Origin of the sequence: Cryobacterium sp. N19 (assembly GCF_002929595.1) — a bacterium.
Classification (GTDB): domain Bacteria; phylum Actinomycetota; class Actinomycetes; order Actinomycetales; family Microbacteriaceae; genus Cryobacterium; species Cryobacterium flavum.
This window is the reverse complement of the sequence record NZ_PJJR01000049.1, coordinates 44,334-60,337: the sequence shown is the minus strand read 5'-3', so window position 1 is coordinate 60,337 and position 16,004 is coordinate 44,334. Positions and strand designations below refer to the sequence as shown.

Here is a 16,004-nt window from a genome sequence, read left to right as displayed (position 1 = left end):
CATCGTCGGGTGATGGGCACGCCAGGGACAGTGCAGGAGGTGGTGAAGACTAGGTGGTCTGCGTCAGGGTTACGGCGAGGGCGCCGAGGTTGACCGAGCCAAGCATGGCGTCGTTCTCGGCTCCTGCACTGCTGCTCTTGGGGAACGTCAGGATGACGGTGACCACGGCAGCGCGAGAGATAACACCGGTCCCGGTCGGTGTGATCGTGTAGGTCGGGCCGGCACCGCTGATGCCTACGCCACTGATCGACACCTGGGCGCTCTTCGTGATGTAGCCCGCGAGCTTCCCATCAGGTGTGCTGGTTGCGCTCGTGGCGGTGATGCTCGCTGAAGCAACGGCCAGAGTCGCGACCATGTTGTCGCCGGTCGCCGTGATGTCAACCTTCTTCGTGTAGGTGAGGACGTCACCGGGCACGATCTTGTACGTGCTCAGGATGATTTCGGTGGCACCGCTCTTCCAAACACCGGCGGCGGCATTGTCGACCACTGTCAGGGCGCCGGCGGTGATCGTTCCGCCGGCAATCGATGTACTCGAATTCCAGAGCGCGAACGTTCCCGCGCCGCCGAGCAGCAGGGTCAGTCCGGCGGCACCGGCGATAGCGCTAACGAGAAGCTTGTTCATAGTGGAGACCTTTCGGAAGATCGACTCAGGGGCGAGTGGTAACCACACTATGTAGGACAGACAGATTTGTCTGTCCGTCGGTAACCCCCAGAATGGGGTTTAGGATAAAAGTCCATTCGGTACTGAATTAGTTGAAATCAACAGACAAATCAGAGTATTTCGTGATCAATCAGGAGGAAAGCAACGAAAAAGCGACAGACGGGCGGGGAGACGAGTTCATTGTCGATCAGACGGGACAGACCGTTCTACCTCCGAATTGGTCTGGCCCGTCGCATGGTCCAGACTGGAGTTTCACGAGGAGACCGCATGACTTCAGATCAGATAGCCGACCACGTCGGGCCCGTCATAGTGTGGTTTCGCGACGATCTGCGGGTTGCCGACCATCCAGCCCTGCACGCGGCGATCAAGCAGGGGCAGCCGATTGTGGCCCTTTACCTGCTCGACGAGCAATCCGACGGAGTCCGCCCGCTCGGCGGCGCGGCCCGTTGGTGGCTGCACCAGAGTCTGCGATCCCTCGCCGGCTCCATCGCCGCCCTCGGTGGCCGGTTGATTCTGCGCCGCGGTGCGGCCGGCCCGATCATCGCCCGTCTGGTGCACGAGACGGATGCCTCCGCCGTGTTCTGGAACCGCCGCTACGGCCTCGCCGAACGCACGATCGACACCGCGATCAAGAGCGACCTGCGTGAGCGCGGAATCGACGCCCATAGTTTCGCCGGTTCGCTTCTGTTCGAACCCTGGACGATTCAGACCGGGCAGGGCGGCTCCTACTCCGTCTTCACCCCGTTCTGGCGGGCCTGCACCGCGGGTGCGCCGCCCCGCGTGCCCTATCCCGCACCCTCCGCTATTCCCGGCTGGGCGGGCGACCCCACCACGGCAGCCCTCGTCTCCGACGACCTCGACGACTGGGGACTCGAACCGTCGAGCCCCGATTGGGCGGGTGGGCTGCGCGCCGCGTGGACGCCGGGCGAAGCATCCGCTCACGCCCTGCTCAACACCTTTCTGGCCGAGTCACTCGCCCTCTACGCCACCGAACGCGACGAACCGGCTCAGAACGCGACATCGCGCCTGTCTCCGCACCTGCGCTGGGGCGAGATCAGCCCCCACCAGGTGTGGGCGGCGACAAACAATGCCCGGCGCGGGCTCAGCGGTAGCGAGTCGGCCAGCGCGACCCGTTTTCTGACCGAGGTCGGCTGGCGGGAGTTCGCGTACCACGTGCTTTATCATGCGCCAGATATCGCGACCGCGAACCTGCGCCCCGCCTTCGACGCTTTTCCGTGGCCGCCACTCGATCGGGATGCCCTGGCGGCCTGGCAGCAGGGTCGCACTGGCTTTGCCCTGGTCGACGCCGGCATGCGTGAACTGTGGCGCACCGGAAGCATGCACAATCGGGTACGCATGGTGACGGCATCATTCCTGATCAAGAATATGTTGGTCGATTGGCGTGAGGGCGAGCGCTGGTTTTGGGACACCCTGGTGGACGCCGACGCGGCGAGCAACCCGTTCGGCTGGCAATGGGTGGCCGGTTCCGGAGCGGATGCGGCACCGTATTTTCGTATTTTCAATCCCGACCTGCAGGCAGCCAAGTTCGACCCGCACCAGCAATACATTCGGCAGAACGTTCCCGAATACGGCACGGATGCCTATCCGGCGCCGCTCGTCGACCTCGGCGAGACGCGTCGCGCCGCCCTGGCCGCCTACGAACGGGTCAAGGCGCAACCGGCAGGCTAGGCAGCGCGAACGGAGATTCGGGTCTTTCCCGCTGACTCCTTCGTCGACCTCGCACCGGGCCCGGCTTCAGACGACCCGGCGTACCAGATGCTCAGTACGCACATGATGAGGGAGCCTACGGCGAGCGGGTTTTGCAAGTACACAACGAGATAGCCAAGGTTGAGCACGAAGGCGGTCACGCCGCCAATAACATCCGCGCGTGGCACCGTGAACGGATCGCTCGTGTCGTTCGCGTCACCCTTGGTCGTTAGCGTTGCATCGTCATTGAAGGCCATGAGGCGGTGGGTGGCGCGATCGCCGGCACGCCGAAAAGTGATGACTTGCCCGACCTCGTATTGGTCAGTCTCAACGATCACGACGCTCGCCGGCGGGATAGCGGGGAACATCGACCCCGTACGCACGACGTAAGCCCCGTAGGGCAGGACACCCGTCGCCATGATGGCGATCGGGGTGAGCACGGACGCCAGAATGAGTAGCAGAACGACGATGCCTTTGAATCTCTTCACGGTGCGCCTCCCGGCTCGGAAAAAATTGGGGAATTGCTCGGACGTCGCTCACCAGCAGCGACGTCCGAGCCATTTCATCGGGCTCTACAGGCCCGGCGTCTGGCCGACCTGTGTGGCTACAATTTGGTAGGGGAGACCGTTACCAACGATGACCGGGTTCGGGGCCTGAACAGTCTTCACCGGGTAGGAGTTCCAGACTCCGCCGCCAAGCTCCGACTGGCCGGACATCTTTGCCGCATAACCGAAGCTGAACGAGACCGACCCGACAGCTGTCGGTGCCAGGTTCGATGCCAGCTTGATCATCTTCGGAACGGGCCAGCATCCGGTCGGCGCGAGGGTCCCGCAGCTCAGGTGCGCAGTGGCGTCCTGATCATCGCTGAGATTCGCGGAGTCGAAAAGAGCCGTGCCGTTGGCAGCCACATGGAACTCGCCGTAGGTGCCGAGGTCGTTCAAAGCGTGCAGGGCGTCCTTATTGTTGAACACAACCCAGACGTCCTGAGCGTTCAGACCCGTGTTGACGTAGCGGGACGAGACGGTCTGGGTCGTTCCCGGCAGCAGGTTCGAGAAGGCCCGGTTGAGAGAATCGGTGCCGGTTCCGTCAGGGCCAGCGCCAGCGATCTTGATCGAGCCGATCGTTCCGCTCACTGCGCCCTGTGCCGTGTCGCTGAAGTACGCGCCGGTCGGTCCCAAGGCGGCGAGGGCCATCGTCAATGCAACGGCAACGCCTCCGGCCCCGATGATCATTTTCTTGCAGTTTAAAGTTTCACGTCAGTCTCATCTCAAATTGTCAGTTCCGAAGTGAGATAATGAAATTCTTTCATTATCTATATTCAAAACAGTAGAGATGACATTAACTCCCGTATGCCCTTCATTGGGCACTGCTGTCCCCTTAATCTGGGGGATGGAACGGCGGCAGAACACGAATAACGAAAAAGCGGGCAAACAGTTGCTGCCCCTGTGATGATGCCGGGGCCAGACAACCATTTGCCCGCTTTCGCGAACTCGCAGCGCTAGCTGCGAAAACTAGCTAGAAGAATCGAGCGTAGGCACCAACCGTGAGGAAGGTCGGGAACTCCGGCTCGAGTGCCGAGGTGCGCAGCACTGTGAGGGCGTCATCGAAGCGGTCGGTGGGGGTGCGCTCGAGGCCGTCCACGACCTCGTCCAGCACCTCTTCAACCCAGTCGGAGTCGATCCGGCGGCCCTCGGCGGTGACCGAGTTCTCGTGAATCCACTGCCAGAGCTGCGAGCGGGAGATTTCCGCGGTCGCGGCGTCTTCCATCAGGTTGTCGATCGCCGCTGCTCCCACGCCGCGCAGCCAGGACTCGATGTAGCGGAGCGCTATGAGCACGTTGCCGCGCACGCCGGCCTCGGTGATCTGGCCGCCGACCGAAGCAACGTCGAGAAGCTGGGCGGCCGTCACGTTCACCGCGGGGCGGGTGCGCTCGAGCTGGTTCGGGCGGTCCCCGAGCACCTTGTCGAATTCGGCCTGAGCGGTCGGGATCAGGTCGGGGTGCGCAACCCAGGAACCGTCGAACCCGTCGGTGGCTTCACGCTTCTTGTCCGCGGCGACCTGGGAGAGAGCCTGCTCGGTGACGGCCGGGTCGCGACGGTTCGGAATGAAGGCGCTCATGCCGCCGATGGCGAAGGCGCCACGACGGTGGCAGGTGGCGACGAGCAGTTCGGTGTATGCGCGCATGAACGGCACCGTCATGGTGATCTGCTTGCGGTCGGGAAAGACGAAGCGGCTGCCGCGGGCACGGAACGTCTTGATGATGCTGAAGATGTAGTCCCAGCGTCCGGCGTTGAGGCCGGCGCAGTGGTCGCGCAGTTCGTAGAGGATTTCTTCCATCTCGAAGCCGGCCTGGATGGTCTCGATCAGTACCGTGGCGCGAATGGTGCCGTAGTCGATGCCCAGGCGCTCTTCGGCGTAGGTGAAGATGTCGTTCCACAAGCGCGCTTCCTTGTGGCTTTCGAGCTTGGCCAGGTAGAAATACGGGCCGGTACCGTTCTCAATGAGCTTCTTCGCGTTGTGAAAGAAGTACAAGCCGAAGTCGATGAGGCTGCCAGAGGACTTCATGCGGCGGTTGGCACGGTCGATGAAGGTGATGTGCTTTTCAACGAGGTGCCAGCCGCGCGGACGCATCACGATGGTCGGCGTCGACTCGTTCGTGATCTCGTACTTCTTGCCCTCGGGGCTCGTGAAGCTGAGCTGGCCGCGCACCTGGTCGAACAGGGTCAGCTGGCCCTCGATCACGTTGGTCCAGGTCGGGCTCGTGGCGTCTTCCTGGTCGGCAAGCCAGACCTTGGCGCTGGAGTTGAGCGCGTTGATGGCCATCTTGCGGTCGGTCGGGCCCGTGATCTCCACACGGCGGTCTTCGAGGCCGGGTCCGGCTCCCGCAACGCTCCAGGTTGGATCGAGACGGATGCTCTCGGTAACGCTTAGAAACTTGGGGTCGCGACCGTTGGCGGCATCCACTCGGGTCTGCAGCCGGGCCGCCAGCAGGTCGTGCCGGGTGCCGGCGAAACGCTCGTGCAGTTCGGCGAGAAATTCGAGGGCCTCTGGGGTGAGGATCTCGTCATACCGATCGCCGAGCGGGCCGGTGACCTCGAGGTGCGGGCGAATGGTGGCGAAGGTGCCGGTGGTCGTTTTCACCGTCTCGGAGTTGACCGTCTGATCGAGGGTCGGGTTGGGGGTATTCATGGTCTGGCTCCTTGCGAAAGTAGGTGATACCGACAGGGGGCGAGCCGCAGCTGCGCGGTTCGCCCGATCTCAGGCGGAGGATGGTGGAGCGGTTCTGCTTCGGTCGAATCGGTGAGCGCGAGGGGTGAGCGGTCGCAATTCGAAAGTTGGTGCTTGCCTGTGCCTCCACTCTGCCGGGTCTAGGCACGGCCAAACCACAATCCATGCACAGAAGAAACCCTGTTTTTCTAATTGTGGAAACTTTTGTGATCTGCGACACTAAGGCCATGGTCCCCGCAGAAGCCCTCGCCGCGCTGTCCTCGCTCAGCCTCGATGAGCCGGAGCTTGACGCGCTCACCCTCGGCCGCCGTATCCGGGAACTGCGCACCAACCGCCGCATGACGCTCGATGCCCTCGCCGCCGCGATCGACCGCGCGCCCTCCCAGGTGTCGATGATGGAGAACGGCAAACGCGAGCCACGCCTCTCCATGCTGCGCACGATCGCCCTGGCGCTCGGCACTACTGTCGAAGAGCTGATGCGAACGGATGCCCCCTCGGAGCGTGCCGCCCTGGAAATCTCGGTGGAACGTGCCCAGCGCGGGCCGGTGTTCCAGGCCCTCGGACTCCCCCGCATCCGGGTGAGCAAAGGCCAGAGCGACGACACCCTGCAGACCATCCTCAGCCTGCACAATGAAATCGACCGGCTCAACCGGGAGCGAGCAGCGACTCCGGAGGAAGCCCGTCGGGCCAACTCCGCGCTGCGCCAGATCATGCGCCAGCAGGACAACTACTTTCCCGAACTCGAAGCACAGGCCCTCGAGTTGCTCACCGCGGTCGGGCACTCCGGTGGCCCGGTGTCTCAGCAGCTCGTCGCCGACATGGCCACCCACCTGGGGTTTTCGCTGCACTATGTGAATGACCTGCCGCACTCCACCCGGTCGGTCACCGACAAGCGCAACGGACGTATCTATCTGCCGACCGAGCGTTCGGCCTCGCGGGATTCCCGCTCGCCGATCGTGCAGGCCTTCGCGAGCCATCTGTGCGCGCACGAAGAGCCGAAAAATTATGCCGAATTTCTGCGCCAGCGGGTGGAAACCAACTATCTCACCGCGGCGATCCTGCTGCCGGAGCGAGATGCAGTGCGCATGCTGACCGAGGCGAAGACCCTGCGGCGCATCTCGATGGAAGATCTGCGGGACGCCTTCGCGGTCTCCTATGAGACGGCCGCGCACCGATTCACCAACCTCGCTACCGCCCGCCTGGACATTCCGGTGCACTTCATGAAGGTGCACGAGTCCGGCACGATTATCAAAGCCTACGAAAATGACAATGTTCGCTTTCCGAGCGACGCCCTCGGTGCGGTCGAGGGCACCACGGTCTGCCGCAGCTGGACTGCCCGCACCGTGTTCGACGTCGAAGACCGCTTCAGCGCCTGGTACCAGTACACGGACATGCCGGCCGGCAGCTTCTGGTGCACCTCCCGCATTGAAAAGGCCAAGGAAGGCGAGTACTCGGTGAGCGTTGGGGTGCCGTTCGCACACGTGAAGTGGTTCCGCGGCCGCGAGACGGCAAACCGCGCCGTCTCCAAGTGCCCCGATGAGTCCTGCTGCCGCCGGGCTCCCGACAACCTCGCCGGGCGCTGGGCCGGGCAGTCCTGGCCTGCCGCACGAACCCCGACGAGCCTGCTCGCCGCCCTGCCCACCGGAACCTTTCCCGGCGTCGACCAGACCGAGGTGTACGAGTTTCTCGAAGCCCACTCGCCGCGCTAGCGCTGAGGGGCGGGCGCGGGGGAGGGATGGATGCGCATCCGCTCTGAAACAAACAAACCGGAACGTTGTAGGCAATACTCTTAGCTAACATTGTTATGACGTGAAAATGCTGGAGCAAGTGGCTTTTTGCGGTACCACGCACCAGAGATTATCGGTTGGGCTTGTCCCACGCGTCGCCGCTCGTCTCGACCTACTGAAATGCGAGCCGACGATGTGTGACGCTCGCAGTGTGATACGTCGTCTCAATCGTGCCGTGCGGGCGGGACTTCCCTCGGCGGCACCGCCCATGAACGAGCTGCACGATCAGGTCGTTACTCCGTCGCCGGCTGAAACGACCGCGCCCATGCCGTCACACTGGTTTCGCTCCGCGGCACTGCTCGATGTGCGCGGGCTTCAGGTCGCGGCGGCGGCGCACTCCGACGCACCGCGTGTGGTGCAGGGCATCTCGCTCTCCATCACCTGCGGCGAGGTCGTCGGGCTGGTCGGCGATGCGTCTTCCGGTGCTCTCGAGGTCGCCCAGTGCATCGCTGGCGTACTTCCGGCGCCGGCGACCATCCGATCCGGGTCGATACTGTTCAACGGTGTCGAACTGGTCGGGCTGCCGCCACGATCGTTCTCCCGGCTGCACGACGCCCAGGTGGCCTACCTGCCGCGGAGCCCACTCGACGGCCTCGACCCGAACCTGACCGTGGGAACCCAGCTGGCCACACCGCTGCGTTCCGGCGGCGGCCTGTCGAAACCGGCCGCCTACGAACGGTCACTGGATCTGCTGGGCCAGGCCGGCGTGGAGAATCCGGAACACACCTTCACCGCGTACCCGCGCGACGTGTCGGCGACCTTGGCGCAGCGCGTGCATATCGCCAATGCGTTGGCCGGCAGCCCGAATCTGCTCGTGGCCGACGACCCGACCGACACCCTGAACGCGTCGGACAGTTCCGACATTCTTGAGCTGCTGAGCAGATTGCAGCGCGAACGCAAACTGACCATGATCTTCGTGACGCGCTCGGTACGCGTCGCGGCACTGATCTGCAATCGTGTTGCTGTGGTTCGCACCGGTGCGATCGTCGAATACGCGTCGGTCGCCGACCTGTTGGGTTCCCCTAAGCATCCGTACACCCGCGAGCTAATCTACGCGGCCGAAAATGAGTCGCTGGGGAGCCGGGGCTTGTAGATTAGGCGCATGGAGGCACACAACCGGCCAGGCGCACGCGAAGCAATTTTCGCTCAGCTCGTCGACGCCGGCCGCACCGAGCAGGTAACCATTCGCCTCACCGACGCCATCATTCTCGGCGTTCTTGCCCCCGATGAACGCCTGCCGAGCGAATCGGATCTGGCGCGCCGCTTCGGCGTGGCCCTGATCACGGTGCGTGAGGGCCTTGCGGTGCTGCGCGATGCCGGCCTGGTCGAGACTCGGCGCGGTCGCGGCGGCGGCAGTTTCGTGATGAAAGCGGATGCCCCGCACAGCACGCTCGTGCAGGCCCGGCTCCACGGTCTGGCGCAGGTCGACCTCTCTGACATGGCCGTCCATTTCGCGACGATTGTCGAGGGGTGCGCCCAACGGGCTTCGCTGCGCGCCTCAGAACCCGACTCCGACCGCCTCGATCTGTGGCTGCGCGGCGCTGACTTCGCAACGGTCGCCGGGGCTCGCACCAACGCCGGCGGGTTCTACCTGGAGTTGGCCGTGCTCAGCCAGTCCGCCCGACTGGTGCGGGAGCTGATCCGGCTGCAGGCCGAGTTCGGCCCTCTGCTGCTTCTAGGCATGACGGATGCCCGCGCCCGCCGGTCGCTGCTTGCGAGCAACCAGGCCATTGCCGGCGCCGTGCGCGCCAACGACGCAGCCGCCGCCCGGCAGTTCGCGACCGAGCAGGTGCGGAGCCTGGCCGAATGGCTGTTGAACGCGAAAGCCAGAGTCGAACGAGGCGGAGCCTGGGATGCCTGAGATTTCTCAGCTGCCGGAAGTGACGATCTCCGATTGCGCCGCCGCGGTGACTGCCTCGTTCGCGGACGCCTTCGCCGAGCTAGATGGGTGGCGAAACGAACTCGCTGGCGGCGAAACCTCGGTGCGGCCGACAGACCTCGATGCCCACGTGGAGGGGCTCGTGATTCCGGCCCTCACCGGTGCCAGCCCGCTCTTCGTCGGCGCCGGATTCATTGCCGCGCCCGGCTACGTGCACGGCCGGGACATCCACTTTGCCTGGTGGCTGGGCCCGCAGGCCGGCAACCCGCTGCTCGGCAGCAGCAGCGCGGCCACCCGTCTCGACCTCGCCACCCGCGCATACACCGACTACGTGCGCGATTTTCGCACGCTGGAGTGGTACCAGGTGCCGCAGTCCACCAACCAGACCCACGTCACCGGGCCCTACGTCGACCGCCTCTGCACCTGCGAGTACATTTTCACCCTGACCATGCCGGTGCGCATCGGCGAAGGCACCCCGATGCTCGGCGTGGTCGGAGCGGACATCTCCGTGCGCCGTCTCGAGAGCATTGTGCTTCCGCTGTTTCTCGCGGCCGACCGGCCACTCGCCCTCGTCAACGCTGTTGACCGAGTGGTGATCTCCACGGACCCGACCGTACAGGTCGGTCAGCTCGCCTCGCATTCCGGTGGCTCTGTGGCCTGCTCCGGCCTGCCGTTTCGAGTTCTCGTTGGTCCGGACCGGCTGCCTCGTTTTTAATCATCCGTTGCTATATCTTTGACAAACCAGAGTTTGTATCGGCGCCGGTTTTTGAGGTGCCCGACCAGTGAAGGATAAAGCCTATGACCAGCTACGCAGTCATCAACCCGGCCACCGGGGAGACAGTCAAGACCTACGACACAATCTCGGATGCCGACCTCACCGCCGCCATCACCACGGCAGACGACGCCCACACCTGGTCGCGCTCCATCAGCGTCGAAGAGCGCGCGGCCCTCGTGCGCCGCGTGGCCGAACTGCACGTCGAACGCCGCCAGGAGCTTGCCGACATCATCGTGCGCGAAATGGGTAAGCCCGTGGAGCAGGCCCTCGGTGAGGTCGACTTCAGCGCCGACATCTACGCCTACTACGCCGACAACGCGGTGGAGCTTCTGAAGGACGAGACCATAAGCCTGCTCGCCGGCGAGGGCTCCGCGCTCATCCGCCGCAGCTCGCTTGGCGTGCTTCTCGGCATCATGCCGTGGAACTTCCCGTACTACCAGGTTGCCCGTTTTGCCGGACCAAACCTAATCATCGGCAACACCATCCTGCTCAAGCACGCCGAGCAGTGCCCCGAATCGGCCGCCGCGATCGCGCAGATCATGCTCGACGCCGGTTTTCCGGTGGGGGCCTACACGAACCTCTACGCTTCCCATGATCAGATATCCACGGTCATCGCCGACAAGCGCGTGCAGGGTGTCTCGCTCACCGGCTCGGAGCGCGCCGGAGCGGCGATTGCGGAGATCGCCGGACGCAACTTGAAGAAGGTCGTGCTCGAGCTCGGCGGCTCAGACCCGTTCATCCTGCTATCCACCGACGACCTCGATGAGACCGTCGGCGCCGCCGTGGCTGCTCGCCTCGACAACAACGGCCAGGCCTGCAACGCGGCCAAGCGCTTTATCGTCATCGAGGAGCTGTACCAGCCTTTCTTGGATAAGTTCACGGCGGCAATCAATGCCGTCGAGCTGGGCGACCCGACCAAGGACGGCACCGGACTCGGGCCACTTTCCTCGAAAAAGGCCACCGAAACTCTCACCGAGCAGGTTGCGCGCGCTGTGGCTCAGGGTGCCACCCTCGTCACGGGCGGAACCTCTGAGGGCAACTTCTACGCCGGAACCGTGCTCACCGACGTATCGCCCGGCTCCGATGCCTTCCACGAAGAGTTCTTCGGCCCGGTCGCACAGATCTTCAGCGTTCCCGACGAGGCCGCCGCAGTCGCACTGGCCAACAACACCCCGTTCGGCCTGGGGTCCTACGTCTTCACCACCGACCCGGAGCAGGCACTGCGCGTGGCCGACGGCATTGAGGCTGGCATGGTGTTCATCAATTTGGTCGGTGCCGACGGTGCCGAGCTGCCCTTCGGTGGCGTCAAGAGGAGCGGCTCGGGGCGCGAACTGGGCCGTTTCGGCGCTGACGAGTTCGTCAACAAGAAGATGATCCGCATCGGCTGACCCAGCCCCAGCTCCAGCCGCTCCGCGGATGCACGCATCGTCGGGTCGAACCGAACCCGACCGGGACAAGCGGCGGCGGGTTGCTTGCGGGGTGACGAGTTCAAGGTTTGAGCTGAGGGGCAAGTGACCGGCTGCCGCCGCGACGCACGCCCGCCTGCCTGCCTGCCTGCCTGCCTGCCTGCCTGCCGAAAATCAATCATCCGGTTCTATAGCTTTGGGGGCAGGCATCCGTTATGTTAAGGCTCACACATTGACGTGTACCGCCGGGTGGGGGGCGTTTCGGCTGGATTGAAAGGGCATCATGTCCGTCGAGGCTTCCTCAAGAAGGGCATCGGCGACGTCGACCACCTGAAGGTGCTCGGGTACGACGATTCGTTCCACCGGTCCATGTCGTTGTGGGCGAATTTTGCGCTCGGATTCACCTACCTGTCACCGCTCGTGGGTGTCTACTCGCTGTTCGCGCTGGCCATGAGCACGGGTGGCCCGCCTTCGCTGTTCTGGCTCTTCATCGTGGGCACCGGGCAGCTGCTCGTGGCGCTGGTGTTCGGCGAGGTCGTCTCGAAGTATCCGATCGCGGGCGGTATCTACCCCTGGACGCGACGCCTCTGGGGCAAGCGCTACGCCTGGATGGCGGCCTGGGTCTACATCTGGGCGATGCTCGTGACCATCACGGCCGTCGCCGAATTCGGCACCGGGTTTCTGGCCAGCCTGATCAATGCCCCGGCGACCAAGGAAGTCACCCTCGGCCTCTCGATCGCTTTCCTGGTCGCGGCATTCGGCCTGAACTTTTCCGGCACGAAGACACTGGCCCGCGTGGCCCGGATCGGGCTCGCTGCTGAACTCATCGGCGTCGTCGCCGTGGGGCTGTATCTGCTCATCTTTCAGCGCCACCAGGAATTCAGCGTGTTCTTCGACTCCATGGGCGTGCAGGGCAACGGCAGTTACGCCACGGTATTTCTCGGCGCGGCACTGACCGGACTATTCCTCTTCTACGGTTTTGAGGCGTGCGGCGAAATGGCTGGCCAAAGTGTCGCCGCGCACCGCGGTGCCGACCAATGCGTTGATTGTGGCGTGCTCGATTCCGGTGGTGCTGTGCCTGATCATCTACGTTGGCAGCGACCAGGTCCTGACCCAGTTCACCTCGTTCGCCGTCATCGGCATCTACGTGGCATTCCAATCCGTGGTGCTCGCTGCGTTGCGCCAGCGCATCAAGGGCTGGAAGCCGGCCGGTCCGTTCAGCCTGGGCCGGGCCGGTTTCGTGGTCAACGTGCTCGCCCTCGCCTACGGCATCTTTGCCATGGTGCTGCTCGCGGTGCCGGGCGCAAGCGGTGAGTTCTTCAGCGACTACATCGTGCTCATCGGTCTGTTTGTCGTCATGGGGAGCGGCCTCATCTACCTGCTGGTGGCTCGGCCCGACCGCAAATCGCTGGCACCAGAGGGAGACGCCATTGAAGTCGCAACGCTCCTGCGGGCGCACCCCGACCACTAGACCCCGCCCGAGCTGGTGATCACCCAGCGGATGCGTGCGCCCGATGCACCCATCCACAGGGACTCGGCGCAGGCGCGGGCATCCGCTTAATGCAAGCAGGGCCCGTCCGAGGACGGGCCTTGCTTGGTGAAGCTGTTGCTTAGATGCTGTTGACGTCGAGCTGGATGCCAGGACCGAACGTAGTCGAGACGACACCCTTCGTGATGTAGCGGCCCTTGGACGAGCTCGGCTTGAGGCGGTTGATCTCCTCGAGCGCAGCGGAGATGTTCTCGTTCAGCTGATCGGCCGAGAAGGACGCCTTGCCGACGACGAAGTGCACGTTAGAGTGCTTGTCGACGCGGAATTCGATCTTTCCGCCCTTGATGTCGGACACGGCCTTGGCGACGTCGGGCGTCACGGTTCCGGTCTTCGGGTTGGGCATGAGGCCACGCGGGCCGAGCACCTTACCGAGACGGCCGACCTTACCCATGAGCTCGGGGGTCGAGACGGCGGAGTCGAAGGAGGTGTAACCAGCGGCTACCTTCTCGATGAGCTCGTCGCCACCGACCTCGTCGGCGCCGGCTGCGATAGCGGCTTCGGCGGCGGGGCCGGTTGCGAAGACGATGACGCGGGCGGTGCGGCCGGTGCCGTGCGGGAGGATGACGGTTCCACGAACCATCTGGTCGGCCTTGCGGGGGTCGACTCCGAGGCGGAGAGCGACCTCAACCGTGGAGTTGAACTTCGCGGAGCCGGTCTCCTTGGCGAGGGCTACGGCCTCGGCCGGGGTGAAGACGTTGTCTTCGCCGATTTTGGCGGCGGAGGCGCGGTACGCCTTTGACTTGGTTGCCATGTTGAATCTCCTGTATGTACTTCAGAGTGTGGTGCGAACCTGGCAGGCTCTTCCACTAAATGCTGAGGGTGCTTCCGGCGCCGTGGGGCGCCGATGCGGGGGGTGCTTAGGCGCTGACCGTGATGCCCATAGAGCGGGCGGTTCCGGCGATGATCTTCGCGGCGGCGTCGATGTCGTTGGCGTTGAGGTCAACCATCTTCGCTTCGGCGATCTCGCGGACCTGAGCCTGGGTGAGGTTGGCGACCTTGACGGTGTGCGGGGTTCCGCTGCCCTTGGCGACGCCGGCGGCCTTCTTGATGAGCTCCGCTGCGGGCGGGGTCTTCAGGATGAACGTGAACGAACGGTCGTCGTAGACGGTGATCTCAACGGGGATGACGTTGCCGCGCTGGGCTTCGGTCGCTGCGTTGTAGGCCTTGCAGAATTCCATGATGTTAACGCCGTGCTGACCCAGTGCCGGCCCGATGGGCGGTGCGGGGTTGGCTGCGCCGGCCTTGATCTGAAGTTTGATCAGACCTGTAACCTTCTTCTTCGGTGCCATTGTGTTGTCCTTCGTATTGATGTGCGAGCAGCCCGGGGGCTGCTCTCCCGGTGGCCCGGATGGGCCCCGGTGGTTTGGGGGAACCAGCGTGGATTGCCTTGGTCGGGCATCCGCTGTGCTGGTTAGAGCTTGGTGACCTGATCGAAGCTGAGCTCAACCGGAGTCTCACGCTCGAAGAGCGAGACGAGCACGATGAGCTTGCCGCTCTCCGGCTTGATCTCGCTGATCGAACCGGGCAGGCCCGCGAACGAGCCTTCCTTGATCGTGATGGTCTCGCCGATCTCGTAGTCGACCTCGGCAGCGATGACGCGCTGCGCCGACTTTCCGGGGGCACCGCCAGCCTTGGTCGGGGCTTCGACGATCTCGACGAGTCCCTTGAGCATGCCGAAGGCTTCTTCGAAACGCAGCGGGGTGGGGTTGTGGGCGTTGCCAACGAAGCCGGTGACGCCCGGGGTGTGGCGAACAACCGACCAGCTGTCCTCGTCGAGGTCCATACGAACGAGCACGTATCCGGGGATGCGCACGCGGGTGACCATCTTGCGCTGGCCGTTTTTGATCTCGACGACATCTTCCATCGGAACTTCGCACTGGTAGATGAAGTCTTCCATCGCCATGGACTGCTTGCGGTTCTCAATGTTCGACTTCACCCGACGCTCGAAACCGGCGTAGGAGTGAATGACGTACCACTTGCCTGGCAGAAAACGCAGTTCCTTGCGGAACGCGTCGTACGGGTCGACCTCTTCATCGGAAGGCTCGGTCTCGCCTGCAGTTTCGGCGGTGACGACCTCGTCTTCGTCTTCGACGGCTTCGACGGACGCGTCGGCTTCTTGCGCCGAATCGATGTCGAGTGCGTCGTCGACGATGGCGTCGGCTTCGGGATCGGATGACTCGGCGAGGGCGTCGAGTGCAGCGTCGAGGTTGACCTCCACGTCGTCGTTCTCGTCGATGACGTGCAGAGCGACCTGCTCGGCCGCCTCTGCGGAAGTCTCGTCGGCGGCGAGGGTGTTGCCTTCCTGCGCCTCGTCTTCCTCGGAGGACTGCTCGGCGGCAGTGGCCCAGTCGACATCGTCGTGCTTCGTCTCAGTCACTAAATCTCAATCCCTAATTTTTGTACGTGTGCAAGTTGTCTGGGCACGTTGCGTGCCGGTGGTGTGGGCGTTCCGCCGGAGCGGATGCCTTCGCTGCGGATTAGCCCGGCGTGCCGAACACATAGAGAACCGCGAGGCCGAAGACCCAGTCCATGGCCGAGACGATGCCCATCATGATGATCACGAAGACCAGCACGACGCCGGTGTAGCTCAGCAGCTCTTTACGAGTCGGCGTGACGACCTTGCGCAGTTCCGCGAAAACCTGCTTGATGAACAGGGACAACCGAGCGAAAGGACCGCGATTGGACTCGCGGGCAATTCGTGCGTTCGCGACGACTTCCTCACTAGGTTCGTCGACAACTTTTCGGGCCACCTGTTACACCTCTCATGGTCGGCAGACTTCTACCGATGTGCAGGGCGGACAGGACTCGAACCTGCAACCTGCGGTTTTGGAGACCGCTGCTCTACCAATTGAGCCACCACCCTATGGAAGCAAACCCGCCACGCAGAAGCCACTTTCGACCGAGCGTGAACACTCGGAAAAAGGCGCAAAAAAGCATGGCAGAATTCAACTACCTGTACCAGTCTAGATCACGGACCGGCCACTGTAAAGCTGAGACGAGTTCGCGCAGAAG

General features: G+C 63.8%; 16 protein-coding genes and 1 tRNA gene. 8 read left to right on the top strand and 9 right to left on the bottom strand.

Features of this window, described 5'->3' with window-relative positions:
• Positions 1 to 49: 49 nt before the first annotated feature.
• Positions 50 to 622: an alternate-type signal peptide domain-containing protein gene (locus tag CXY78_RS08190; RefSeq protein WP_092340419.1), complete on the bottom strand. Its 573-nt coding sequence runs from the start codon at positions 620 to 622 to the stop codon at positions 50 to 52.
• Positions 623 to 928: 306 nt separating this feature from the next.
• On the opposite strand from CXY78_RS08190, the gene CXY78_RS08185 reads away from it, so the two are divergent.
• On the top strand, positions 929 to 2,350 hold the full coding sequence (locus CXY78_RS08185; RefSeq protein ID WP_104088953.1) for a deoxyribodipyrimidine photo-lyase: 1,422 nt from the start codon (positions 929 to 931) through the stop codon (positions 2,348 to 2,350).
• On the opposite strand, the gene CXY78_RS08180 is transcribed toward CXY78_RS08185, so the two are convergent.
• The 3 genes from CXY78_RS08180 to aceB all read right to left on the bottom strand — a co-directional run bounded on the left by CXY78_RS08180 (position 2,347) and on the right by aceB (position 5,557).
• Positions 2,347 to 2,856 carry a signal peptidase I gene (locus tag CXY78_RS08180; protein WP_104088952.1) on the bottom strand — a complete coding sequence of 170 codons (510 nt, stop codon included), beginning with the start codon at positions 2,854 to 2,856 and terminating at the stop codon, positions 2,347 to 2,349. The genes CXY78_RS08185 and CXY78_RS08180 overlap by 4 nt on opposite strands.
• An 84-nt stretch (positions 2,857 to 2,940) precedes the next feature.
• On the bottom strand, positions 2,941 to 3,600 hold the full coding sequence (locus tag CXY78_RS08175; protein WP_104088950.1) for a hypothetical protein: 660 nt from the start codon (positions 3,598 to 3,600) through the stop codon (positions 2,941 to 2,943).
• Positions 3,601 to 3,883: 283 nt separating this feature from the next.
• Complete coding sequence (gene aceB / locus CXY78_RS08170) at positions 3,884 to 5,557, bottom strand: malate synthase A (protein ID WP_104088949.1); 1,674 nt, start codon at positions 5,555 to 5,557, stop codon at positions 3,884 to 3,886.
• 266 nt (positions 5,558 to 5,823) lie between these two features.
• On the opposite strand from aceB, the gene CXY78_RS08165 reads away from it, so the two are divergent.
• The 7 genes from CXY78_RS08165 (at position 5,824) to CXY78_RS22095 (ending at position 12,914) form a co-directional block, all read left to right on the top strand.
• Positions 5,824 to 7,305, top strand: a complete 1,482-nt coding sequence (locus CXY78_RS08165) for a helix-turn-helix transcriptional regulator (RefSeq protein WP_092340424.1) — start codon at positions 5,824 to 5,826, stop codon at positions 7,303 to 7,305.
• A 286-nt stretch (positions 7,306 to 7,591) separates the two neighbouring features.
• On the top strand, positions 7,592 to 8,476 hold the full coding sequence (locus CXY78_RS08160) for an ATP-binding cassette domain-containing protein (RefSeq protein ID WP_158252864.1): 885 nt from the start codon (positions 7,592 to 7,594) through the stop codon (positions 8,474 to 8,476).
• A 9-nt stretch (positions 8,477 to 8,485) separates the two neighbouring features.
• A complete protein-coding gene (locus tag CXY78_RS08155) occupies positions 8,486 to 9,244 on the top strand; it encodes a FadR/GntR family transcriptional regulator (RefSeq protein ID WP_104088946.1) in 759 nt (252 codons plus the stop codon).
• Entirely contained in the window at positions 9,237 to 9,977 is a 741-nt protein-coding gene (locus CXY78_RS08150) for a cache domain-containing protein (RefSeq protein ID WP_104088944.1), read from the top strand. Before CXY78_RS08155 ends, CXY78_RS08150 begins: the two co-directional genes overlap by 8 nt.
• A gap of 83 nt (positions 9,978 to 10,060) precedes the next feature.
• Positions 10,061 to 11,425 carry an NAD-dependent succinate-semialdehyde dehydrogenase gene (locus CXY78_RS08145; RefSeq protein WP_104088943.1) on the top strand — a complete coding sequence of 455 codons (1,365 nt, stop codon included), beginning with the start codon at positions 10,061 to 10,063 and terminating at the stop codon, positions 11,423 to 11,425.
• Between the two features lie 255 nt (positions 11,426 to 11,680).
• Positions 11,681 to 12,757 carry an amino acid permease gene (locus tag CXY78_RS22100; protein WP_338069432.1) on the top strand — a complete coding sequence of 359 codons (1,077 nt, stop codon included), beginning with the start codon at positions 11,681 to 11,683 and terminating at the stop codon, positions 12,755 to 12,757.
• Positions 12,693 to 12,914, top strand: coding sequence for a hypothetical protein (locus tag CXY78_RS22095; protein WP_338069431.1), 222 nt, complete (start codon positions 12,693 to 12,695; stop codon positions 12,912 to 12,914). Before CXY78_RS22100 ends, CXY78_RS22095 begins: the two co-directional genes overlap by 65 nt.
• A gap of 139 nt (positions 12,915 to 13,053) precedes the next feature.
• On the opposite strand, the gene rplA is transcribed toward CXY78_RS22095, so the two are convergent.
• The 5 genes from rplA to CXY78_RS08115 form a co-directional block, all read right to left on the bottom strand.
• Complete coding sequence (rplA, locus tag CXY78_RS08135) at positions 13,054 to 13,743, bottom strand: 50S ribosomal protein L1 (protein WP_092106323.1); 690 nt, start codon at positions 13,741 to 13,743, stop codon at positions 13,054 to 13,056.
• 106 nt (positions 13,744 to 13,849) lie between these two features.
• A complete protein-coding gene (rplK, locus tag CXY78_RS08130) occupies positions 13,850 to 14,281 on the bottom strand; it encodes a 50S ribosomal protein L11 (protein WP_092106326.1) in 432 nt (143 codons plus the stop codon).
• A 122-nt stretch (positions 14,282 to 14,403) separates the two neighbouring features.
• The gene (nusG, locus tag CXY78_RS08125) at positions 14,404 to 15,369 is read right to left on the bottom strand and encodes a transcription termination/antitermination protein NusG (protein ID WP_092340429.1); all 966 of its coding nucleotides are present in this window, start codon (positions 15,367 to 15,369) and stop codon (positions 14,404 to 14,406) included.
• A 100-nt stretch (positions 15,370 to 15,469) separates the two neighbouring features.
• Positions 15,470 to 15,742 carry a preprotein translocase subunit SecE gene (gene secE / locus CXY78_RS08120; RefSeq protein WP_092340430.1) on the bottom strand — a complete coding sequence of 91 codons (273 nt, stop codon included), beginning with the start codon at positions 15,740 to 15,742 and terminating at the stop codon, positions 15,470 to 15,472.
• A gap of 40 nt (positions 15,743 to 15,782) precedes the next feature.
• Positions 15,783 to 15,855 (bottom strand) — tRNA-Trp (locus CXY78_RS08115).
• Positions 15,856 to 16,004: the final 149 nt, after the last annotated feature.